Annotated in this window: 21 protein-coding genes; 6 read left to right on the forward strand and 15 right to left on the reverse strand. The window is 71.1% G+C overall.

The window, feature by feature from the left end; genetic code table 11:
• Positions 1–48: 48 nt before the first annotated feature.
• Entirely contained in the window at positions 49–3,705 is a 3,657-nt protein-coding gene (locus ACYSUO_RS02635; protein WP_461774331.1) for a S8 family serine peptidase, read from the reverse strand.
• Between the two features lie 148 nt (positions 3,706–3,853).
• Positions 3,854–4,324 carry a hypothetical protein gene (locus tag ACYSUO_RS02640; RefSeq protein WP_461774332.1) on the reverse strand — a complete coding sequence of 157 codons (471 nt, stop codon included), beginning with the start codon at positions 4,322–4,324 and terminating at the stop codon, positions 3,854–3,856.
• A gap of 365 nt (positions 4,325–4,689) precedes the next feature.
• Here ACYSUO_RS02640 and ACYSUO_RS02645 point away from each other — a divergent pair, with 365 nt between their 5' ends.
• Positions 4,690–5,088 (forward strand): PPOX class F420-dependent oxidoreductase, encoded by a 399-nt coding sequence (locus ACYSUO_RS02645; RefSeq protein WP_461774333.1) that lies wholly within the window; start codon positions 4,690–4,692, stop codon positions 5,086–5,088.
• Positions 5,089–5,134: 46 nt separating this feature from the next.
• Here ACYSUO_RS02645 and ACYSUO_RS02650 read toward each other — a convergent pair whose 3' ends face one another.
• The 8 genes from ACYSUO_RS02650 to ACYSUO_RS02685 form a co-directional block, all read right to left on the reverse strand.
• Positions 5,135–6,415: an MFS transporter gene (locus ACYSUO_RS02650; protein WP_461774334.1), complete on the reverse strand. Its 1,281-nt coding sequence runs from the start codon at positions 6,413–6,415 to the stop codon at positions 5,135–5,137.
• Positions 6,412–6,918, reverse strand: a complete 507-nt coding sequence (locus tag ACYSUO_RS02655; protein WP_461774377.1) for a glycine-rich domain-containing protein — start codon at positions 6,916–6,918, stop codon at positions 6,412–6,414. The genes ACYSUO_RS02650 and ACYSUO_RS02655 overlap by 4 nt, the downstream gene beginning before the upstream one ends.
• A gap of 170 nt (positions 6,919–7,088) precedes the next feature.
• A complete protein-coding gene (locus ACYSUO_RS02660) occupies positions 7,089–8,384 on the reverse strand; it encodes a hypothetical protein (RefSeq protein WP_461774335.1) in 1,296 nt (431 codons plus the stop codon).
• A gap of 189 nt (positions 8,385–8,573) precedes the next feature.
• On the reverse strand, positions 8,574–8,726 hold the full coding sequence (locus tag ACYSUO_RS02665; RefSeq protein ID WP_266717401.1) for a hypothetical protein: 153 nt from the start codon (positions 8,724–8,726) through the stop codon (positions 8,574–8,576).
• A gap of 189 nt (positions 8,727–8,915) precedes the next feature.
• Positions 8,916–9,728 (reverse strand): alpha/beta fold hydrolase, encoded by an 813-nt coding sequence (locus ACYSUO_RS02670; protein ID WP_461774336.1) that lies wholly within the window; start codon positions 9,726–9,728, stop codon positions 8,916–8,918.
• A 117-nt stretch (positions 9,729–9,845) separates the two neighbouring features.
• The gene (locus ACYSUO_RS02675; protein WP_461774337.1) at positions 9,846–10,745 is read right to left on the reverse strand and encodes an NADP-dependent oxidoreductase; all 900 of its coding nucleotides are present in this window, start codon (positions 10,743–10,745) and stop codon (positions 9,846–9,848) included.
• The gene (locus tag ACYSUO_RS02680) at positions 10,742–11,209 is read right to left on the reverse strand and encodes a hypothetical protein (protein ID WP_461774338.1); all 468 of its coding nucleotides are present in this window, start codon (positions 11,207–11,209) and stop codon (positions 10,742–10,744) included. Before ACYSUO_RS02680 ends, ACYSUO_RS02675 begins: the two co-directional genes overlap by 4 nt.
• Positions 11,210–11,240: 31 nt before the next feature.
• The gene (locus tag ACYSUO_RS02685; protein WP_461774339.1) at positions 11,241–11,672 is read right to left on the reverse strand and encodes a winged helix-turn-helix transcriptional regulator; all 432 of its coding nucleotides are present in this window, start codon (positions 11,670–11,672) and stop codon (positions 11,241–11,243) included.
• Positions 11,673–11,800: 128 nt separating this feature from the next.
• On the opposite strand from ACYSUO_RS02685, the gene ACYSUO_RS02690 reads away from it, so the two are divergent.
• Entirely contained in the window at positions 11,801–12,709 is a 909-nt protein-coding gene (locus tag ACYSUO_RS02690; RefSeq protein WP_461774340.1) for an alpha/beta fold hydrolase, read from the forward strand.
• Between the two features lie 5 nt (positions 12,710–12,714).
• On the opposite strand, the gene ACYSUO_RS02695 is transcribed toward ACYSUO_RS02690, so the two are convergent.
• Positions 12,715–13,602 carry an NAD(P)-dependent oxidoreductase gene (locus ACYSUO_RS02695; protein ID WP_461774341.1) on the reverse strand — a complete coding sequence of 296 codons (888 nt, stop codon included), beginning with the start codon at positions 13,600–13,602 and terminating at the stop codon, positions 12,715–12,717.
• Positions 13,599–14,528, reverse strand: coding sequence for an NAD(P)-dependent oxidoreductase (locus ACYSUO_RS02700; protein ID WP_461774342.1), 930 nt, complete (start codon positions 14,526–14,528; stop codon positions 13,599–13,601). The genes ACYSUO_RS02695 and ACYSUO_RS02700 overlap by 4 nt, the downstream gene beginning before the upstream one ends.
• Before the next feature lie 100 nt (positions 14,529–14,628).
• Here ACYSUO_RS02700 and ACYSUO_RS02705 point away from each other — a divergent pair, with 100 nt between their 5' ends.
• Positions 14,629–15,009, forward strand: a complete 381-nt coding sequence (locus tag ACYSUO_RS02705; protein WP_461774343.1) for a winged helix-turn-helix transcriptional regulator — start codon at positions 14,629–14,631, stop codon at positions 15,007–15,009.
• Between the two features lie 43 nt (positions 15,010–15,052).
• Here the strand turns inward: ACYSUO_RS02705 and ACYSUO_RS02710 are convergent, their stop codons facing one another.
• A complete protein-coding gene (locus ACYSUO_RS02710; RefSeq protein ID WP_461774344.1) occupies positions 15,053–16,078 on the reverse strand; it encodes a GDP-mannose 4,6-dehydratase in 1,026 nt (341 codons plus the stop codon).
• Positions 16,075–17,265, reverse strand: coding sequence for a UDP-N-acetylglucosamine--N-acetylmuramyl-(pentapeptide) pyrophosphoryl-undecaprenol N-acetylglucosamine transferase (locus ACYSUO_RS02715; protein WP_461774345.1), 1,191 nt, complete (start codon positions 17,263–17,265; stop codon positions 16,075–16,077). The genes ACYSUO_RS02710 and ACYSUO_RS02715 overlap by 4 nt, the downstream gene beginning before the upstream one ends.
• Positions 17,266–17,328: 63 nt before the next feature.
• Between ACYSUO_RS02715 and ACYSUO_RS02720 the strand changes: the two genes are divergently transcribed.
• The gene (locus tag ACYSUO_RS02720) at positions 17,329–18,036 is read left to right on the forward strand and encodes a response regulator transcription factor (RefSeq protein WP_461774346.1); all 708 of its coding nucleotides are present in this window, start codon (positions 17,329–17,331) and stop codon (positions 18,034–18,036) included.
• 71 nt (positions 18,037–18,107) lie between these two features.
• On the forward strand, positions 18,108–19,472 hold the full coding sequence (locus ACYSUO_RS02725; RefSeq protein WP_461774378.1) for a sensor histidine kinase: 1,365 nt from the start codon (positions 18,108–18,110) through the stop codon (positions 19,470–19,472).
• 36 nt (positions 19,473–19,508) lie between these two features.
• Here ACYSUO_RS02725 and ACYSUO_RS02730 read toward each other — a convergent pair whose 3' ends face one another.
• A complete protein-coding gene (locus ACYSUO_RS02730) occupies positions 19,509–20,378 on the reverse strand; it encodes an alpha/beta fold hydrolase (RefSeq protein ID WP_461774347.1) in 870 nt (289 codons plus the stop codon).
• A 132-nt stretch (positions 20,379–20,510) separates the two neighbouring features.
• Between ACYSUO_RS02730 and ACYSUO_RS02735 the strand changes: the two genes are divergently transcribed.
• A complete protein-coding gene (locus tag ACYSUO_RS02735; RefSeq protein WP_461774348.1) occupies positions 20,511–21,056 on the forward strand; it encodes a CGNR zinc finger domain-containing protein in 546 nt (181 codons plus the stop codon).
• The last annotated feature ends 72 nt before the right edge of the window (positions 21,057–21,128 follow it).

The raw sequence follows: 21,128 nt of genomic DNA on the forward strand, positions 1-21,128 counted from the left end.
GGTGTCTCCGCACCGGGCCGCCGCTCTCCTTCCGCCGCGCTCAGCGGCCTACTTCACGGCCGCCGCCCGAACGAGCTCCTGCGACACCGAGCCGCCCTTGTCGTCCTTCGCCGTCGCGCGCAGCGACAGTGAGGTGGCATCGCGCGGCACGTTCAGCGTGCCCTTCCAGGAAGCGCCGCCGCCGGTGAGGGACACGGACTTCCAGGTCTTGCCGTCGTCGTACGACACCTTCAGGGTGCCGCCGCCGATGGTGCCCGTGCCGGCCGCGTCCTTGACGTACTCGGCGGACAGGCCGATGGGCAGGCGCTCGCCGGAACGGACCTTTCCGGCGACGTCCGTGTCGATGTCGTAGTTGAGGTTGATCAGCGGCAGGAACGTGTACGTGTCGTCCGGTGTGGTGCCCGAGCGGAACGTCCACTCGCTGTGCGAGGTGCTGCGGATGCCCCACACGGCGGGGTCGAGTTCCGTGTCGGTGACCAGCTTGAACGGCTGCTCGGAGCCGTCGGTGACACTGAACTGGGCGGTGCTGCCCGTGCGTCGGCCCGCGCTCTCACCGTTCACGAAGGCCTCGGTGGACTGCGTCATGCCGGCTTCCGGGCTGTACGGGTCGCCGAAGCCGGTGTGGTCGGGGCCCGAGTCCCCCCAGCCGGGGATGTTGAAGCGGAGCATGTCGCCGCTCCGCTGCTGGCCCCAGCCGAGACCGCTGCCGCCGTAGGGGTGCCAGACAGGCTTGAACCAGTTCAACTCGGTGTGCCTGCCAGGCCGGTAGGACACCAGGCCGCTGCGCTCCTCCAGGGAGCCGAGGTTCACGGACTCGTGCCACTTCTGGTCCGGCTCGACGGACACATGGTCGGTGCGGTGCCCCGGGAAGTCGTACCGCTCCTGGAAGCCGCCCGCGACCGCGAAGGACGGGTCGACCGAGTACCGGAACTCGCTGCCCGCGGCCTTCTTCGCACCGTAGAAGGTGGTGTCGACGGTGGCGAGGTCCTTGGAGTCCGGCGCGAAGAGCAGGCTCCGGTCCGGGATCGCACCCTTGTAGCCCTTCGACAGGTCGTAGGAGTACGTGGAGTTGGCGACGCCCGTCATCCTGATGCGCTCGCCGCGCTTCTGCTTGGCGAGCAGCCGCGCGAAGTCGACGTTGGTGACACTCGCGATCTGCAGCGGCCGGTCCGTGTTGTCGTCGTTATAGAAGAGGGTGTTCAGGCGGCCGGCCTCGTCGTCCGTGAGGAACAGCGCCTTGGCGCCCGCGTCCTGGGCGGCCTGCGCGATCTGCGCCGGGGTGCGGGTGCCGTCGATGTGCACGAGGACGCCCTTGCCGGTCACGTTCTTGCCCGTGTAGTCCGCGGGGGCACCGGCACCCGCGTTCACCAGCGCGAGCCTGCTGTCACCCTCGACGAGCGTGGAGCCGGGCTGCTCCCACACCTCGTCGACACCGTCGACGGTGATGCGCGGCTGGGCCTCGCGCCAGGTGGTGCGGTACGCGTAACTGCCGTCGCTCACAGGGCGGGTGGGCAGGGCGTACAGCGTGTCGTACTTGATGGGCAGCAGCACCATGCCGAACACGTCGGTGCCGCCCGCCTTGCGGTCGTACTGCACGAGTGTCTGGTGCGGGTCGGTGTCCTTGGGGACACGTGTGGCGACCTCACGCAGCTTGGTGCCGTCGAGGGTGATCTCACGGTCCCCGTCGACCTTCACCTCGGGGTCGGACAGATAGGCCTTGCCGAGGGAGTCCTTGCCGTGGCCTCCGCGGACGTCCAGGAACGAGTCCAGGTAGTACGTCCCTGGCTGCAGCCGCAGCTTGACCGTGCCGGACGCGTCGACCGTGGCCGACTGCGGCAGTGTGTCCTTGGCGAGCTGCTGGTACATGAGGTCGGCTGCGGCCGGCTTGCCGTCCCGGTCCTTCACATGGACGGTGAGCGTGTACCGCTCCTTCTCCTTGACCAGCCCGAAGGCGGTGTGCGCGACGGCCGTACCGCCCGAACTAGCCACGATCTGCCCGCTGTTGGTGCCGACGGCGGCCTTCGAGCCGTCGCCGGTGACGGTGGTGGAGGCGGTGCCGTGCGCGGGCACGGTCAGCTTGGAGTCGGCGAGCTTGGCGACGCCGTCGGCACTCCCCTGCACCGCCAGCTCCAAGTCCACAGCACTGTCGGAGGAGTTGGAGTACGTGAGGGTCCTGGTGACCGGCTTGTTGCTGTCGTACGGCCAGCGGTAGGAGCCGAGGTCGGCGCTGCCCGTCGCGGTGACCTTCGCGGCGATCGCGTCGGGGACGGAGACCCGGCCGGAGCCGATGGCGTACGCGGAGTCGGAGAGCTGCTTCGACGACGACATCAGCGCGTTCTTGAGCTGCGCCGCCGTCCAGTCGGGGTGGGCCTGCGCGAGGAGGGCGGCGACACCGGCGACGTGCGGTGTCGCCATCGACGTACCGCTCATGGTGGTGTAGCTGCCGGAGCCGTCCACCAGCGAGGAGCGAGCCGCGAGGATGTCCACGCCGGGGGCCGAGACGTCGGGCTTGAGGGCGTCGTCGCCGAGGCGCGGGCCCTGGCTGGAGAACGAGGCCCGCTCGTCGTCCACGTCGACCGCGCCGACGGTGAGCGCCGAGTCGGCGGCGCCGGGCGAGCCGATGGTGCCGGGACTGTAGGCGTTGCCCGCGGCGATGACGAAGAGCGCGCCGGTGTCGGCGGTGAGGGAGTTGACGGCCTGAGCCATCGGGTCGGTGCCGTCGCTGCCGGTGTCGGAGCCGAGGCTCATGGAGACGACCTTGGCCTTGATGTCCTTGGCCGCCCACTCCATGCCGGCGATGATCTCGGACTCGGTGCCGTAGCCCTCGTCGCTGAGCACCTTGCCGACGGCGAGCGTGGCGTCGGGCGCGACACCCTTCTCCTTGCCGTCGGACGCGGCGCCGGATCCGCCGACGGTCGACGTGACATGCGTGCCGTGACCTGCCCGGTCGGCGACCTCCTGCCCTTCGATGAAGGACTTCGAGTCACTCACGCGGGAGGCGAGGTCGGGGTGCGTGGTGTCGTACCCGGTGTCCAGGACGGCGACCTTCACGCCCTTGCCGGTGAGCCCCGCATCCCATGCCTTTGGCGTGCCGATCTGGGCGTTGGACTCCTCCATGGCGCCCTCGACCCGGCCGTCGAGCCACACCTTGCCGATGCCGTCGGTGTAACTGCCCTTGCTGGTCAGGTCGTTCCAGAAGGTGCGGCCCTTGTCGGCGTCGAGGGCCGCGCCGCCGATGCTGCCGAGTTTGCGGGTGCGGTCGGCGCCCTTGGGGGCGGCGGCGCTGCGCGCGCTCTTGCCTCCGTAGGTGACGATGAGCGGGGTGGCGTCGGCCTTGGTGTCCGCGAGGCCCTGCTCGATGAGCCCGCTCACGTCGAACAGCCGGGCGTCGAGCTTCCCCGAGGCGAGGTAGGGGGCGGCCTCGTCCGGCACGACACGTATCTTGCCGTCGGTGACCTGCGTACGGACGAGGCCGGTGGCGCCCTGGGGCCTCTTGACGTCGACGGTCCGCTGTCCGCCGCCGATGTCCGTCACGGTCACCTTGTCCCCGGTCACCAGTGTCACGGTGTGAGCGGCGCGGGCGGCCTTCGTGGACTGGGGTCTCACGTGGTCCGGCGCGGCGTGCGCGCCGTCGGCGGGCAGCAGCGCGAACGCCAACCCGGCCGACAGCAGGGCCGCGCCGCGTCGCGCGGTACCTCTTGCCATAGTTGCCTCTTCTCCTGGAACCATCGGGGGCGGGGGTGCGCTCCGAGAGCTGGGAAGAGTGTCAACTACTGTGCTTCGTGCGGTACTTGCTTTACGGTGGCGGGTTGGCGCCACGGCGCCTATCCGCCACGCAGCTCACGGTGTCAGGTCAGTTCTGCTTGACCGGCGGGCAGTAACCCGTCTCCTCGCCGATGGAGTTGATCTCCGCGTTGGGGCGCGAGTCACCTACATAGTTGATCTGGTCCGTGCACTTCGTGCCGGGGTCCTTCGGGGTACCGGACGGCTTGTCGGACTTCTGGGGCTCGGGGCAGGTGCCGGTGTCCGCGCCGATGGAGTTGATCTCGGCGTTGGAGCGCGGGTCACCCGCGTAGTTGATCTGGTCGGTGCACTTCGCGTCGGACTTGGCGGCGGGGGTGCCCGAGGACGTGCCCTGCGTCGCATCGGGCTGCGAGGAGGTCGCGGTCTCCGCCGAACTGCTCGCGGAGGAAGACGCGCTGGAAGACGCACCGGAGGGCGCGCTGGAGGAGGAATTGTCGGAGCCGCTGCCGTTGCAGGCCGTCAGCGACAGTCCGAGGGCCACTGCGGTCAGCGTCAGTGCCGAGATCTTCCGAGTGCGCATTCTGGTGTCCTCCGCGTGGGGCCATCGCTCCTGGTGAGCGACGGGCGATTGAACGGGGCGGGTGTTCGCCCGTGTTGCTTTCTATCCCTTCAGACAGCGGTGTGGTTGCCCCAGTTGCTTCATGATCGTGTTCAGGACACGTTCGTGACATGACAGTCGCCACTTGGTGAACTGCGCTCCCGGGCGTCCTCGGGACTAGGGTCGGTCTCCAGAAGCCTCAGCATCGCCTCCGTGGCGCTCGTGATACCGGAGACGGAACAGGTCTCGTCCGTGACGTGGGCCTGGTCCGGGTCGCCCGACCCGGATGCTCACCGGCTGCTGACTCCGAGGGGCACCTGGCACCCTCCTCCCGGTACCGTCCCCCTGTGACCTCACTCGACCCCGCCACACTCGCCGCGCTCCAGCGCGCCCGCTACGTCAGTCTCACCACGTACCGCAAGGAAGGCACACCGAGAGCCACTCCGGTCTGGCACGCCATGGACGGTGACCGGCTCTGTGTGCGCAGCGCGGCCGATGCCTGGAAGGTCAAGCGGCTGCGCCGTGACTCCCGGGCCGAGGTCGCCGTCTGCGATGTCCGCGGTCGCGTGGCCCCGGACGCCGTACGGGTCACGGGAACCGGTCGGGTGCTGGACAAGGAGGGGACGAAGAAGGCGGGTGCTCTGTTGCGTCAGAAGTACGTGATGGCGCGCATCGGCGACTGGTACTCCGCGATCTCGGGACGCCACCGCCGACATCCCGTCATCGGGCTCGAGATCACCTTCTAGCCGGGTCCGGCCTGCCTGATCCAGTCGACAGGCCCAGGTCCTGTCTTCACCCGGTGACACCTGACCCGCGGGCTCCGCGGTGCCGCAGCAGGGTCAGCGGGACGAGGAGTACGGCCAGGAGGCCACCGCACAGGCCCAGGGCGGGGAAGCCGGCGCCCGCCACCACCGCGCCGGAGGCCGCCCCGCCCGTGGCGCCCGCGAGGGAGATGCCGACGTCGACGAGGCCCTGGGTGCGGGCCCGGGTGGCCACGGGGAGCGCGTCCGTGATGAGGGCGGTGCCACTGACGAGGCCGAAGTTCCAGCCGAGGCCCAGCAGGACCAGGGCCGTGGCGAGCGCGGCGACGGAGTGCGGCGGCGCCAGGGCGGCGAGCGCACCCGCCGCGAGCAGCGTCGCCCCGGAAGCCGCGGCCAGCCACAGCCGTCCGATGCGGTCGACAAGCAGCCCCGTGAGCGGGGAGGGCAGATACATGGCGCCCACATGCAGGGCGATGACCAGGCCCGTGGCCTGGGTTCCGTGCCCGTGGGCCTGCATGTGGACCGGCGTCATCGTCATGACAGCGATCATCACGAGCTGGGTGAGGACCATGACGGCGGTGCCGGTGGCCAGGCCGCGGGCGGCGCCCGTACGTCCTGCGTTCTCGGTGGCCGAAATCCCTTCCGCCGCCGCCTCCTCGGCCGCTCGCTCGCGCGCGAGCAGCAGCGGGTCGGGGCGCAGGAGGACGGCCAGGGCCAGGGAGGCCGCACCGTACGCGGCCGTGGCGAGCAGGAAGGGGCCCGCGAGGCGCGGGATGCCCCAGGAGTGCGCCCAATTCCCCGTCACGTGGACGAGGTTGGGGCCGATGACAGCCCCCAACGTCGTCGCGAACAGGACGGTGCTGACTGCCCGGCCGCGCCGCGCGGGCGAGGCGAGGTCGGCCCCGGCGTACCGGGCGAGGAGGTTGGCGGCCGTGCCCGCGCCGTACACCAGCAGGGAGACGAACAGCAGCGGCACGCTGTCCGCGACCGCGGCGAGCACGACACCGAGGCTGCCGACCGCGCCGGTCCCGTACCCCAGGGCGAGCCCGGGGCGGCGGCCCCACCGCTGGCAGAGGCGTCCGATGCCCACCGAACCGAGCGCTGCGCCCCCGGTGAACAGCGCGCTGGGCAGCCCGGCGAGACCCGTGGAGCCCAGCATCTGCTCGGCGAGCAACGCGCCCACGGTGATGCCGGCGGCGAGGCCCGCCCCGCTCAGGGCCTGGCAGAGGACGAGGACGGTCAACACCCGCCGCTGCGCGGGGTGTTCGGGCGTCGACCGTACGGCCTGCGGGGGCCGTGTCGCAGAGGTCACGCCGCGCCGATCGGTTCGGCGGGGGCGCTCGGCACCATCGGTTCGAGCGCGGAGATCTCGTCCAGCGGCATGTCCATGTGCTCGTGGAGGTAGCGCACGATGGTCCAGTGCGGCAGCGCACCCTCGTCGAAGGGGCCGAACTCCTGGCAGTACAGCGGGATCCAGCGCAGCGCCTCCTCGGCGGCCTGCTCGCGACCCGGCTCGGCCTGGTAGTCCTCGTAGGCGATGCTGCGGTGGTGGATGAAGTACCGGCCCGGCAGGCGCTCCTCGCACAGGGCGACGTACTCGCGGGTCTGCAGGATCAGGTAGTGCCAGATCTCGTCGATGGCCTGCTCGACGGGGAGGAAGAGGCCACTGAGCCGCTCGCGGTACTTCGAGACGAGGTAGAGGTAGCGGAGGCACTCGGTGACCTGCCGCTCCACGTAGGCGCGTTCCTCGCCGGTCTCCTTCACGAAGTACGCGACCACCTCGTCGTGCAGGCCGTGGCCGAGCAGTTCGCGCAGGTCCTTGTCGGTGACGGTCGCGGCGGGCGCCTCGTGCGGGTCGTTCTGGTTGTCCGTGTGGTTCTGATTGCCCGTGTGGTTCTGGTCGTTCACGTCGTTCCCCTCAGGTGCTTCCCTCGGTGCTTCCCCGGTACGTCCCGGCCCGCGCTCTGCCGCCTGGCGGCCGCCCCTCAACTCCTCGCCAGCCAGGCGTACTTGCCGGAGGCGCCGATGGGGATGTGGTCCCGGTGTTCGACGCGGCAGGCGCGCCCGGTCAGCGCGGAGACGGAACGCCCCAGCGCTTCGGACTCGTCCGTACCGAGCGGCTTGCCGTCGAAGGTGGTGCAGCGGAGCACGGCCGCCTGCGGCCCGCACCCCTCCGACTCGCCCTCTGGCAGCACCAGTTGGTGCACGAAGACACGCGGTGAAGCGGCGGCGATCCGCTCGTCCAGGTCGCCCGCCGCGACGGGCCCGTCCGGCCCGTCGAGGAGCTCCTTCTCCCGTCCGCAGAACGAGACGATCTTCTCGGGGTCCGGTGAGCCGTCCAGCGTACGGGCGCAGTCGCCGGAGCGATAGCGGACCAGCGGCATGTGCGGGTTGCGGACGCTGGTGACGATGAGGGAGTAGAGGGCGCTGCCCGGGGCGACGGGGAGGAGCTCGACGCTCATCCCCTCCAGGTACGGGCGGTAGCTGCCGGTGCGGTCGCTGTAGAAGAGGTAGCCGAGCTCGGTGCTGCCGAAGAGGTCGACGACCGGGCAGTCGAACCGGCTCTCCAGGAAGCGGCGCACGTTCCGCGGCGTGTACTCGTACGCGGTGATGATGCTCGCCGGGCGCGGGAACGTCTCCGGGTTCTCCCACAGTCCGGCGTCCTCGGCGTGGCGCACGAGGTGTGCCAGGTGGTAGCCGGAGCAGTCCAGGTGGTAGCGGCCCTCGGGGTGCGAGGCGGCGATCGCGCGCAGCTCGCCGAGCATGCGCTCGACATCGGTACGCTCCCACAGGGCGGGGTCGAGCCGCAGGTTGAGGTAGACGGTGCGCTCGTCCAACTGCCGGTCCTCGAGGGAGGGTTCGGCGTCCGGGGCGCCCCCATCACCTCCCTCGCCAGCGTCCTGCCCGCCGCGCTTCTTCGCGTTGACGCGGGCCACGTGTTCGGTTGCCAGGACGGTGGTGAGGGAGGCGCGTCGGCAGCCGTCCCGCCAAGTGTGCGCGATGTCGGGGTGCTCGCTCCACAGCCGGTAGTAGGAGCGGAGCAGGAAGTACGGCGGGCGGATGAGCTGCATCCGCGCGTGGTTGGTGCCGGTGGACAGGACGTACTCCGCCTCGCCGGCCGCGAGGGCGGCCTCCAGCCGCGGCGTCATCCAGTTGTCCGGGAATCCGCGGGCGATCTCGGGCTTCTCCAGTACGGGGAAGTGACCGCGCGCGACGGAGTCGCGGTAGATCGGTATGTCCTTGACCTGCTCTATGACGTCGGCCGTCGGCTGACCGTCCATGGTCGTCCTCGGAGGGTCGGGAACGTGGGGGGGATGGGCGGGGGCGCGCCAGCTGTCGCCCGTACGCCGCCAGGAGGCGGGCCGGGCCGGCCCTGTCGGCCCGGCCGCGGCCCGCCCTGGGGACCGCCGCTGTCACCTGGGGTGGTGCTCAGCCGCAGTCCTCGATCATGCGACCGGGTGCGTCCCGCTTCAGGAAATGCAGCCGGTCTTCGGGGCGGCGCTGATGCAGCCCGCCTTGGGGGCGGCACTGATGCAGCCGTCCTTGGCGGCCGTCGCCGAGTTGGCGGCGACCCAGCCCTGCCAGTTGGCGTCCTGGGCCATCTTCTTGACGAGCTTCTCCATGTCGACCTCCGCAATTGGTGGGGACAGCGGCACGACCAAGATCCGTACCGCCCGGCCGAGCGTAAAAGCGTCCCCAAGGCAATGTCAAAGGTCGGTAAAGTGAACTGGTCGACGGCTGGGTGAAATTGGCTCGAACTGATCGTTAACGGGCCGACTCTCCAGGGCGTGCCACTGCTTCGACGGCAACTCCTAGGGCCTCAGGACCTCCCGCAGCCGCTCCGCGAACTCCTTGGGCTGTTCGATGAAGCCGCCGTGGTCGCCCGGGAATTCGACCGGAGCGGCTTCGAGGCGTGCGGCCAGTGCCCTGGAGGTACGGGCTGTGATCAGGCCCGCCGAGGCGGCGCCGATACCGACCACGACGCGGGTCCCAGGGGCCGTCAGCGCCGCGATGTCGGGCACGTGGCGGATGGTGCCCCGCAGCTCGTGGCCGAAGAAGTGGGCGCTGTTGGCGAGTTCCTGCTCCGAGGGCTCCCCTGGCGGCGGCTCCGGCGCCGCGTCCTCGCCGCCGACGTCGAACCCGGCGTTGGCCATGAACTTCATCCACGCCGCGCCCACCCCCTCCCGGTGAAAGGTCTCGACGATGTCGTCGGCCGCCGCGCGCTGCTCCGCGGCGTCGGGGAGCAGCTCCAGCAGCGGGGGCTCGTGCGCGACGAGCGTGCGCACCCGACCGGGGTGCCGTGCGACGAGGGCGAGCCCGGTGACCGCCCCGCCGCTGCTGCCGAACACGTCGGCGGAGTCCGCATCGAGGGCGTCCAGGAGCGCGGCGACGTCGTCCGCCCGCAGTTTGGGGGTGGAGTCCTGCTCGGGATCGTCGAGGGGGCTGCCGGAGATGCCCCGCGGGTCGTGGGTGACGACGGTGTGGTCGCTCGCGAGCGCGTCGGCCAGCGGCCCGAACGCCTCCGCGTCCATCGGCGATCCCATGACCAGCAACAGCGGTCCCGAGCCGCGGACTTCGTAGTGCAGGCGTGCGCCGGCGACGTCGAGGGTGTGGGTGGTAGTCACGGGTCGTCCTTCCCTGGGCGGTCGTCCCGCGATCGCGGTGACGCAGGTAGGACTCCGGCCGGGAGGGAACCTCATCGCCTGATCGCCCGAATGCCCGATTCGCCTGAACAGCGAACGTCAGACCAGGAGGACGAGCTTTCCGCGCACCCGGCCGGATTCCCCGACCCGGTGCGCCTCGGCGACGTCCGCCAACGGGAAGGTCCGGCCTACGGGGAGCGTGAACCGGCCCGCGGCGAGCAGCTCGGCCACCTGCCCCAGCGCGTAGACGGCGCGGCCGGTGTCTCCGCGGCTGAAGCGCACACCGTGCCGCTGCGCCCCCTCGAAGTCGGCGACGGTGATGACATGGTCCGCGCCGCCGGCGAGGTCGATCAGCTCGGGCAGGATCCCGCTTCCGGCGACATCCAGCGCCAGGTCGACGCCGTTCGGTGCGAGCGCCCGGACCCGGTCGGTCATGCCGTCCCCGTACGCGACGGGTTCCGCGCCGAGTTCGCGGAGCCGGTCATGGGTGGCCGGGCTGCCGGTGCCGATCACGTGCGTACCGCGTGCGACGGCGAGTTGGACGGCGGCGCTGCCGACGCTGCCCGACGCCCCGCTGATGAGAAGCGTGCCGCCGTCGCGGACGCCGAGCTGGTCGAGGGCTCTCGCCGCCGTCTCGACCGAGGAGGGCAGGGCCGCGGCGCCGGCGAAGTCGAGCGACGCGGGGACGGCCGCCCATGCCGACAGCACGGCCAGCTCCGCCTGGGCGGCGCCGTCACCGCCGAACCCGAACACCCGGTCCCCGACGGCGACATCCTCGACCCCGTCCCCGATTTCGTCGACGACCCCGGCGGCTTCGTACCCCATCGTCTGGGGCAACTCCTGGTCCATCAGACCCTGCCGCTTCTTCCAGTCACTGGCGTTCACACCGGCGGCGCGCACCGCGATCCGGATCTCCCCGGCTCCCGGATGCGGATCGGGGAGATCGACGATCTCCAGCACCTCGGGACCGCCGAACCGACTGAGCTGCGCTGCCTTCATCGGGTGTTCCGTTCCTGAACGTTGCGGGCGAGCCAAGGGCTGAGCGCACTGGGCAGGACCAGCTCCTTGTAGGTGTCGTCACCGGGCAGCGGCACGATCAGCCACACAGCGGGAGGGAACCGCCTTCGCCTTACGTGGGCCAGGCCGCCATAGACGGACCGCAGGAACGCCGGGACGGCGTCCCGGGGGATGTCGTCGAAGTCGACGTTCTCGACCGTGATCTTCGCGTCGTCGTCCGGGAAGATCCGGACGGACACGGCGGGAGAGCCCCCGAGGTCGATGTACGCCTCGTGCGGCAGCGTGCCGTCCGGGTCAAGGACGGTGAAGACACCGGCCGAGGTGCGGCGGGACGTGTGGTCGGCGCCGATGTCCTCGGTGACGGACACCTCGAGGTTGTACTCCCGGGCAACCTCGCGAACCGCCACCACGGCGGCCTCGGTACTCGCCAGATGCGGATGTCTCATGTCCCCGATCATGCCTCACGGGTGCCGGTGGCTAGTCGGGCGACGACTCGTCGGCGAGCTGGTTGTTGCGGTCGATCTCCGGCATGTGCGTCTCGGCCCAGACCCGCAGCGCGGAGAGCGGTCCTTCGAGGGACAGGCCGAGCTCGGTGAGCCGGTAGTGGACGGCAGGCGGCACGGTGGGTTCGACGCGGCGCGAGACCAGGCCGTCGCGGGCCAGGTTCTGCAGGGTGACGGAGAGCATCTTCTGCGAGATGCCGGGGGCGAGGCGCCGCAGTTCAGCAAAGCGGATCTCGCCCGGAGCCCGCTCGGCCAGCACCTTGACCACCATGGACGTCCACTTGGTGCCGATGCGGTCGAGCAGTCGGCGGGTCGGGCAGAGCGGATCCAGCAGGTCACCGCGCACGCCACGCTCACCGCGCTCACCGCGCAGCTGTTCACGTCCGCCGGATCTCGACGTGGTCACCTGGGGCTCACCACCTGAAGGGAAAGTGCCGTCTTGGGCGGATCAGGCTAGTTCCTTACCGTGAGGTTGTCACCATTCCTCACCGCCTCTCCCCTGGTCCTCATCGCACTCCCCCTTGGAGTCCCTCCATGCCCGAGCTCCGACGCATCTCCGTCAACGGTGTCGAACTCAACGTCGCCCTCGCCGGTTCGGGACCCGCCGTCCTGCTGCTGCACGGCTTCCCGCACACCTGGGAGGTGTGGACGGACGTCATGGCCGACCTGTCCGACCGCCACCGCGTCATCGCACCGGACCTGCGTGGATTCGGCGCGAGCAGCAGGGCCGAATCCGGGTACGACGCGGGCACCCTGGCCGAGGACGCCGCGGCGCTTCTCGGTGCGCTCGGTGTGTCCTCGGCCGCGGTGGTGGGCATCGACGCAGGCACCCCGCCGGCGTTTCTCCTCGCCCTGCGCCGCCCCGACCTCGTCCGCCGCCTGGTCGTCATGGAGTCCCTGCTGGGCGGGCTGCCCGGCGCCGAGGACTTCCTCGCCGGCGGGCCGCCGTGGTGGTTCGGCTTCCACTCTGCCGTGCCCGGCCTGGCCGAGACCGTGCTGGAGGGCCACGAAGCCGAATACGTCGACTGGTTCCTCCGCGCCGGCACCCTCGGCGAGGGGGTGCGCCCCGCCGTCCGGGACGCCTTCGTCCGCGCGTACACCGGCCGTGAGGCGTTGAGCCGCGCGTTCTCGTACTACCGGGCCATGCCCGAGAGCGCGGCACAGATCGAGGACGCGGTGGCCGCGGCCCGCCTGACGGTGCCGACGATGGCGCTGGGCGCGCAGCCGGTCGGCTCGGCCCTGGAACGCCAACTCCGCCCGGTCACCGACGAGCTCACCGGGCACCTCATCGAGGACTGCGGCCACATCATCCCGCTGCACCGGCCAGGCGCCCTGCTCTCCCTACTGCGTCCATTCCTGGCCGGTGGAGACCCCGGAACCGATCAACATGCTGCCGCGACACGGCCGCCGCGAGCGAACTCGCCTTTCATGTCCGGCCGTTGACTCGCCTAGGCGCTCGTCCGCGGGGCCCGGATCCCGTCGACGATGCGGGTCCAGTTCTCCTTCCCGTGGCCGTCGGCGATCGCGCGGCGGTAGTGCGCCTGGACGGCGCGGGGAAGGGCGAGGTCGACCCCGGCGGTCTCGCTGGTTTCGGTGATGTGGTCCGCGGTCGCACCCATCATCGTCACCGTGCTCAGGTGGCCCGGATGCTCGCCGGCGTCGATCTGCGCGCCGACGTCCCCGCCGGCCTCGATCATGGCCGGGATGCCGGTCAGCGTCGACATCAGCTCCGGGACCGCCTCCGCCGCGGGCATCCCGGCCGAGCCCAGCAGCGCGGTGGCGTGCAGCAGCGCCGACAGGCTCGTCAGGAACACGTCGAGGTGTGCCAGGTACATGAGCTGTGCCAGGCCCGCGTCCTCGCCGAGATGGCGCGGCGCCCCGATGCGGGCGAGCGCCGGGCGGTGCGCCTCGAGGACCTCGGTCGGTCCGCTGTAGTAGACGTACGCCGCCTCGGTCCCCACCATCTCCGCGGGCACCATCACCCCGCCGGTCAGGAACGTCGCCCCGTGCGACGCCGCCCAGGCCGCGGCCTCGCGGGCCCGGTCGGGGGTGTCCGAGCTCAGGTTGACGATCGTGCGGCCGGCCAGCTCCGCGGTCGCGCCGCCGAGGATGTCGTACATCGCCTGGTAGTCGGTGAGGCTGAGGACGACCAGTTCGCTCGCGGCGACCGCGTCGGCGGGCGAGGCGGCCAGGGTGGCGCCGTCGGACACGAGGCCGTCGGCGCGGGCCGCGGTGCGGTTCCAGACGGTCACGGGGTGGCCGGCCGCGAGCAGCGCCCGGACCATGGCCTGGCCCATCGGGCCGAGACCGATCAGGGTGACGGGGGTGGTACTCATGCTGCGGTTCCTTCCTGGGGGCGGGTGTTGGCGGGACGGGCGGCGGCGCGCAGGCTCTCGTAGATCCGCGCGAACCCCTCCGGGCCGTGACCCGCGTCGATCTGTCGGCTGATCAGCGCCTGGACCCCGGCGATCGGGGCGGCGTCGACGTTCTGCTCCTCGCTGGCCCGCACGATGTGCGACAGGTCGGAGAAGTCCAGGCTCTGCTGGCCGGGGACGGTGTAGTCGCCGCCGTCGACGACCTCCGCGAAGCCGGCGAGCCCGTGGGTCATGGCGGACAGGAACGGGGCCTGCCGGGCGGCGAATTCGGACGCGCTCATCCCCATGGGGGCGACCATCGCCGCACCGTGGATGAAGCCCGCGATCATCTGGTACATCCCCGACAGCATCGCCAGGTCCACCAGCGACGCCCGGCCGGCGTCCTCGCCGTGGAACTCGCTCGTGGCCCAGACATCGAGGGTCGGCAGGAGGGTGTCGTACGCGGCCCGCGAGCCGCTGTAGAAGATCTGCCCCTCGCGGGCGCCGATCATGGCGGGTACGGCCATGATGGCGCCGTCGAGGTAGGTGACACCGAACTCGGCGGCCCAGGCAGCGAGTTGGCGGGACTCGTTGGGTGTGGTGGTCGTGACGTTGAGCAGGGTGCGACCGCGCAGCGCGTCGGCGACCGGACCGAGGGCGTCCCGGACCGAGTCGTACTTGAGCAGGCAGGCGACGACGACCGGGCTCGCCGCCACGGCCTCGCGGACCGAGTCCGCGCCGCGGGCTCCGCGGGTCGTCAACTCTGCGGCACGGTCAGGGGTTCGGTTCCAGACGGTCACGGAACGGCCGGCGTCGAGCAGCGCGGCCGCCAGCGCGCTGCCCATCGCGCCGAGGCCGAGCATGCTGACGTCGGTCAACTGGACTGGGTTTCGGGTGGGTTCGGACACGACGACCATGCTGCGCAAGGCGGTATCGTCGCGGAAGTACCCACTATTTACTGCGGTACTTACCTTTTTGTAAGCAAGCAGAGACCGGAGGCTGCAGGACATGGCGAAGGCGCCCCGCAACGGCCCTTATATCTGCGGCATCGACGCCGCGCTCGACGTCGTCAGCGGAAAGTGGAAGGGCCTTGTCCTCTGGGAGCTGCACGCGCACGGCGTCCGGCGCTTCGCCGAACTGCGCCGTGCGCTGACGGGCGTGAGCGAGAAGATGCTGACCCAGCATCTGCGCCAGATGGAAGAGGACGGCCTCGTGCTCCGCACGGTGTACGCGGAGGTGCCTCCGAAGGTGGAGTACTCGCTGACCGAGTCGGGCGCGGCGCTCAACGAGGCGCTGCTGCCGCTCGGAGAGTGGGGCCGCGACCGGATCCGCCACCGTGGCCTCAGCGTCGTCCCGGACCCCGACTCGTCAGCGTCTGCTGCCTCCTGACCTTCCGGTCAGACCTGGTGTCGGCCGCCTATTGATCCATCGGTCAGATCTGGTAGCGGTCGGCCGCGAACAGGTGCAGGTTCTCCGCGACCCAGTCGGAGGTGCGGCGCAGCCCCTCGTCCAGCGGGACCTCCGGCTCCCACCCCGCCCAATCCCTGGCGCGGGAGTTGTCGGACAGCAGGCGGTGCACCTCGCTGCCCGAGGGGCGCAGCCGGCTCCGGTCGACGACGACCTCGGCGTCCCGGCCGGAGGCGTTGATCAGCGCCTTGGCGAGGTCCCCGATGGCGATCTCCTGGCCGGTGCCGAGGTTGACGCTGTGACCCAGCGCCTCGTCGCAGGCGGCCAGGGCCAGGAAGCCGCGCGCGGTGTCGGTGACGTAGGTGAAGTCGCGCGTGGGGGTGAGGGAGCCGAGCTTGATCTGGCGTCGCCCGGCGTGCAGTTGGGCGAGGATGGTGGGGATGACGGCGCGGGCCGACTGCCGGGGGCCGTACGTGTTGAACGGGCGCACCACCGTCACCGGCAGCTCGAAGGCGTGCCAGTGCGACAGGGCCATCATGTCCGCGCCGATCTTCGAGGCGGAGTACGGGGACTGCGGCTGGAGCGGGTGGGCCTCGCTGATCGGGGCGGTGAGGGCGGTGCCGTAGACCTCGCTCGTGGAGGTGTGGATCAGGCGGCGCACCTGGTGCCTGCGGCAGGCCTCGGCCACGTTCTCGGTGCCGACGACATTGGTCTGTACGTACGCGCCGGGCGAGTCGTAGCTGTAGGGGATGCCGATGAGCGCGGCGAGGTGGAAGACGGTGTCGCAGCCCTCGACGGCGTCCATGACCCGGCCCGCGTCCCGGACGTCACCGGCGATCATCTCGACGGGACCGTGGGTGGCGCCGAGGTAGGGGGCGAGGTTGCCCTTTTCGCCGTACGGCTTGTAGTGGACGAAGGCGCGGACCTTCGCCCCGCGGGCCACGAGGAGGTCGACGAGGGTGGAGCCGATGAACCCTTCGGCTCCGGTGACGAGCACGGTCCGGCCGGTCCAGTCGAAGTCGGCGGCAGCGGCGGGGGTGTTGGTGGTCATATGGCGATCTCCGTGTGAGGTGTGGGAAGGGTGGGGTGGGTGCTGGGGCGGCCGGCCAAGCGCAGGACGTGGGCTGCCAGCAGGTCGGCCGCCTGTCCGTGTCGGCCGGGGTGCGCGGCGGCCGACATGGCGGCCAGCCGGGACGGTTCGGCCAGCAGTGGCTCGACGAGAGCGGCCAGGGCGGCGGCGTCCGTGTCCGCGTCGGGCAGCAGGAGTCCCGCGCCGACGTCGGTGAGGACCCGCGCGTTGTGGGTCTGGTGGTCGCCCGGCGCGTAGGGGTAGGGCACCAGGACGGCGGGGGTGCGGGTGGCGGTGAGTTCGGCGACGGTCGCGGAGCCGGCGCGGCAGACGGCCAGGTCGGCGGCCGCGTACGCCAGGTCCATGCGGTCGAGGTAGGGCACGGCGGTCGCCACGCGGTCCGCGCCGGTCTCGACGAGCCGCCGGCGGACGTCCTCCAGAGCCGCGGGGCCGGTCTTGATCAGCAGGTGGACGCCGGTGCGGTCCCGCCAGCGGCGGGCGAGGTCGGCGGCGGCCGCGGTGAGCCGGGCGGCGCCGAGGCTGCCGCCGTTGACCAGCAGGAGCCGCCCGTGGGCAGGGACCCCCAGGGCCCGCCGTGCGTCGTCGCGCAGCCGGGGGCGGTCCAGCGCGGCGAGTTCCGAGGCGATCGGCATGCCCACGACGTCGGCGTGCCGACTGCCGGCGAGATGTGCCCGGCTCTCCTCGAAGGCCAGCGTGATCTGGTCGGTGAGCAGTGCGGCGAAGCGGTTGGCCCGCCCGGGCACCGCGTTGGACTCGTGGATGACGCTGGGCAGCCCGGCCATCCGTGCTCCGACAATCACGGGGGCGCTCGGGTACCCGCCCATGCCGACCGCGACCTGCGCACGCTGCGCACGCAGCACCGACTTGGCCTGGGCGCCGGACTTGACCAGTGCGGCGGGCAGCAGGAACCGCCGGGCACCGAGCGACGGATCGAAAGGGATCATGTCGACGGTGTGCAGGCGGTACCCGGCCTCCGGGATGAGCCGGGTCTCCAGGCCGCGCTCGGTGCCGACGAAGGAGATCTCGGCGTCGGGCACGGCCCGCCGCAGCGCGTCCGCCAGCGCGAGCCCCGGATAGATGTGTCCGCCCGTGCCGCCCGCGCCGATCACCACCGACAGCCGGCCATGGGATGTTCGCTGTGTCCTCATGGCCGACACACTGCTGACGCGCTCTAAGAACTTTCTAAGACCAGGTTTTGGCAGGCTGTTCCCATGAACGCGGCCGACGGGTGCACGAACGCACCGAAGGTTCTGGTGGTGGATGACGAGCCGGAGGTGCGGTACGCCGTCGAGGACGGACTCGCGGTCGAGGGCTACGAAGTACGCGGGGCAGAGGACGGCCTGGCGGCGCTATCGGCCCTCGCCGCCTGGGAGCCGGACGCCATGGTGCTCGATGTCATGCTCCCGGGCATGGACGGCCTCGCGGTCTGCCGCCGCCTGCGGGCGCTCGGCGATCGCACGCCGGTCCTAGTGCTCACGGCGCTGGGCTCGGTGAGCGAGCGGGTGGACGGCCTGGAGGCGGGGGCCGACGACTACCTGGTCAAGCCGTTCGCGCTTGACGAGCTGGTGGCACGGATCCGGGCCCTGCTGCGCCGCAGCGCCGCGCCCGATGAGTCGACGACGACGCTGGGCTTCGCGGACCTCGTCGTCGATCCGGCCAGCCGCAGCGGGCGGCGCGGCACACGGGTCATCGAGTTCAGCCGCACCGAGTTCTCCCTGCTTGAGCTGCTGCTGCGCCACCCCGGGCAGGTACTCCCCCGCGAGACGATCATGGAGCGGGTGTGGGGCCGCGACTTCGGCCCCGACTCCAACTCCCTCGCCGTCTACGTCGGGTACCTGCGCCGCAAACTGGAGGCCGACGGCGAACCACGGCTCGTCCACACGGCACACGGCGTCGGCTACCGGCTGGACCTGGCGTGAGCGCTGAAACGCAGAGCACTGAACCGCGGGCCCGGCCGCTGCCGAAGGGCGGGCGCAGACATGCCCGCTGGATGCGCCGTCGCCCCTTGCGCACCCGGCTGACCCTCGCCGCCTCGGCGGCGGTGGCCGCCGTGGCCGTCGGCCTGTGCGCCGGCAGCTTCGTGGTGATCCGTCATCAGCTGCTGCACCAGCTCGACCTGCACCTGACACAGTCCGCCCGGCTGGCCACCCAGCAGTACGGCCACGAACCCTCGGGTGTGGTGCAGGGCCAGTGCCGCTACCTCGCCGCCCCGGCCTGCGCGCAGCTGGTCCCCGCTCAGCCGGACGACGACCCGACGCAGCCGTACCTTCTGCCGGTCACCGACTCCACGCGCGAGGTGGCCTCCGGCGAACGGGGGCCGTACTACAGCGAGTTGAGGCTGGCAGGCCACCGAGCGAGGATGCTCACGACACCGCTGCCCGAAGGACGCGCCCTTCAAGTCGCCGTGCGGGCCGACACCGTGGACCGGGGTGTGCGTCAGGCCGCGGTGCTGCTCGGCGGCATGGGCGTGGCCGGTGTGCTGCTGGCCGGCGCGCTCGGTGCCTGGGTCTCGCGTACGGGACTCGCGCCCGTCAGCAGGCTCACTGCCACGGCCGAACGCATCGCCGCCACGCGCGATGCCCGGCACCGCATCGAGCTGCCGCCGGAACGCGCCGGCCAGGACGACGAGATCACCCGCCTCGCCGCCTCCTTCAACACCATGCTCGACGAGCTGGAGAAGTCCATCGGCGCGCAGCGGCGCCTGGTCGCCGACGCCTCCCACGAACTGCGCACCCCGCTGACCGCGCTGCGCACCAACGCCGAGCTGCTGACCAGGAGTTCACGCCTCAGCGACGCCCAGCGCGAGCGCGCGGCCGGCGCACTGAGCCGCCAGCTGCGCGAGGTCACCCTCCTGGTCAACGACCTGGTCGAACTGGCCCGGAACGAGGAACCGGACCCGCTGATCGAGGAGGTCCGTCTCGCGGACATCGTGACGCACACCGTCGAGACGGCACGCGGCCATTGGCCGGCCACCCCGCTCACCCTGTCGATCGCCCCCGAGGCACGCACCGCCACCGTCGCAGGTGTGCCGGCGCGGCTCTCCCGGCTGCTGTCGAGCCTGCTGGACAACGCGGCCAAGTTCAGCCCGCCGGGACGCCCCGTAGAGGTCACGCTCACCTCCGTGTCGGACACCCTGGAGCTGACCGTCCGCGACCACGGCCCCGGCATCTCCGAACAGGACCTGCCCTACGTCTTCGACCGCTTCTACCGCGCCCGCAGCGCCCGCGCGCTGCCCGGGTCCGGCCTCGGCCTCGCCATGGCCCGCCAGATCGCGCACGCGCACCACGCCGACCTCGTCGCCGAACCCGCGCCCGGTGGCGGCGCCCGGTTCCGTCTCACGATTCCGCACACCTAGGCAGTAGCGAGTGCGAGCCGCAGACCGTCGCGGGCGTCAGACCAGCACCCGGGCGAGGAACCCCCGGATGTGCTCCGTGACTTCCTCGAGGCGGCTTTCCAAGGCGAAGTGTCCCGCGTCGAGCAGATGGATCTCGGCGTCGGGCAGGTCACGGCCGAAGGCCCTGGCGCCGTCGGGTCCGAAGATCTCGTCGCCTGCGCCCCAGACCGCGAGCAGCGGGACCTGGGAGTCGCGGAAGTACTGGTGGACGGCCGGGTAGAGGTCGACGTTGGTGGGGTATTCGCGAAAGAGCTTGAGCTGGATCTCGGCGTTGCCGGGGCGGTCCAGGAGCGCCTGGTCGTGGACCCAGTTGTCGGGGCTGACCACGCTCGGATCGGCCACCCCGGTCACGTACTGCCAGCGGACGGCCTCCGGGGCCAGGGCGGCGCGCACGGGCTTTTCGGTGTCGGGCCCCGGCGCCGCGGCGTAGGCGAAAAGGCTGTCCCAGAACGGCCGGACGAAGCCCTCCTCGTAGGCGTTGCCGTTCTGCGTGATGACCGCGGTGATCCGCTCCGGGGCCTGCAGGGCGAGCCGCCAGCCGATCGGGGCGCCGTAGTCCTGTACGTAGACGGCGAACCTGTCGATGCCCAGGTGCTGGAGCAGGCCGGACGTGACGTCGGCGAGCGCGCCGAAGGTGTACGGGAAGTCCCGCAGCGCGGGCATCGCGGACTGCCCGAACCCGATGTGGTCGGGTGCGATCACGTGATAACGGTCGGCGAGCGCCGGGATCAGGTTGCGGAACATGTGCGAGCTGGTCGGGAAGCCGTGCAGGAGGACGACGGCGGGTGCCTTCGGATCGCCGGCCTCCCGGTAGAAGACGTCGAGACCGTTGATGGTGGCGGTGCGGTGGTGGACCGTGGAGGACATCGATCTAACCCTTCTTTCGAGTTTTACTGGTTATGGACACAGTCGAGCACGCTTGGGGTAACCAGTCAATACGCTTTAAGGGGTTAGGCTTAAGTGGGCGGCGAGGCCGCACCTTCGCGGCAAGTAATCTGCATGCGAACTCAACGCCGGACAGGAGGTACTGCAGTGATCGACCCCGAGCAGCAGGACACACTGCTGGAACTCCTCAACACCACACCGGTGACCAACGGAACGCCCACGGACGAGCTGGCCGACCGTGAAGCGGCCAAGGCGTGGCAGAAGGCGCACGGCGGCAGCGGCAGCACCCGGGAGCTGAGACACCTGGTGCAGGCGCGCGACGCCTTGCAGGAGGTGGTGCGCGGCGACCGGCCCGCCACGTCACTGGAACCGATCCTGGAGGGCGTGCGCTCCCGGCCGCACCTCTCCCCCGACGGCGTGACCTGGGAACTCGACGTGCCCGCGGAGCGCCGGCCGGCCGTGGAAGCGGTCCTGGCATGGAGCGCGCTGCAAAAGGCGAAGCCCGGCCGGCTGCGCCCGTGCGCCAACCCGGAGTGCCGCCTGTTCCTCCTCGACCGCAGCAAGACCAACCGCGCCCGCTGGTGCTCCATGGCCGTCTGCGGAAACCGGATGAAGGCGAGGCGCCACTACCAGCGCACCCGCGACGGGGTCGCCGAGTAGCGACCGGGTACTTCTTCTCCACCCCGTGGTAACTTCCGTATACAAGTTGTATGCGATTCGGAATCACGGTCC

The sequence above is a fragment of the Streptomyces sp. UC4497 genome (assembly GCF_054871485.1).

Bases quoted from the DNA above. Each gene is read 5' to 3' on its own strand.
- ACYSUO_RS02635 (WP_461774331.1), bottom strand. From the start codon at position 3,705: ATGGCAAGAGGTACCGCGCGACGCGGCGCGGCCCTGCTGTCGGCCGGG.
- ACYSUO_RS02640 (WP_461774332.1), bottom strand. From the start codon at position 4,324: ATGCGCACTCGGAAGATCTCGGCACTGACGCTGACCGCAGTGGCCCTC.
- ACYSUO_RS02660 (WP_461774335.1), bottom strand. From the start codon at position 8,384: ATGGACGGTCAGCCGACGGCCGACGTCATAGAGCAGGTCAAGGACATA.
- ACYSUO_RS02665 (WP_266717401.1), bottom strand. From the start codon at position 8,726: ATGGAGAAGCTCGTCAAGAAGATGGCCCAGGACGCCAACTGGCAGGGC.
- ACYSUO_RS02675 (WP_461774337.1), bottom strand. From the start codon at position 10,745: ATGAAGGCAGCGCAGCTCAGTCGGTTCGGCGGTCCCGAGGTGCTGGAG.
- ACYSUO_RS02680 (WP_461774338.1), bottom strand. From the start codon at position 11,209: ATGAGACATCCGCATCTGGCGAGTACCGAGGCCGCCGTGGTGGCGGTT.
- ACYSUO_RS02690 (WP_461774340.1), top strand. From the start codon at position 11,801: ATGCCCGAGCTCCGACGCATCTCCGTCAACGGTGTCGAACTCAACGTC.
- ACYSUO_RS02695 (WP_461774341.1), bottom strand. From the start codon at position 13,602: ATGAGTACCACCCCCGTCACCCTGATCGGTCTCGGCCCGATGGGCCAG.
- ACYSUO_RS02705 (WP_461774343.1), top strand. From the start codon at position 14,629: ATGGCGAAGGCGCCCCGCAACGGCCCTTATATCTGCGGCATCGACGCC.
- ACYSUO_RS02710 (WP_461774344.1), bottom strand. From the start codon at position 16,078: ATGACCACCAACACCCCCGCCGCTGCCGCCGACTTCGACTGGACCGGC.
- ACYSUO_RS02715 (WP_461774345.1), bottom strand. From the start codon at position 17,265: ATGAGGACACAGCGAACATCCCATGGCCGGCTGTCGGTGGTGATCGGC.
- ACYSUO_RS02720 (WP_461774346.1), top strand. From the start codon at position 17,329: ATGAACGCGGCCGACGGGTGCACGAACGCACCGAAGGTTCTGGTGGTG.
- ACYSUO_RS02725 (WP_461774378.1), top strand. From the start codon at position 18,108: ATGCGCCGTCGCCCCTTGCGCACCCGGCTGACCCTCGCCGCCTCGGCG.
- ACYSUO_RS02730 (WP_461774347.1), bottom strand. From the start codon at position 20,378: ATGTCCTCCACGGTCCACCACCGCACCGCCACCATCAACGGTCTCGAC.
- ACYSUO_RS02735 (WP_461774348.1), top strand. From the start codon at position 20,511: ATGCGAACTCAACGCCGGACAGGAGGTACTGCAGTGATCGACCCCGAG.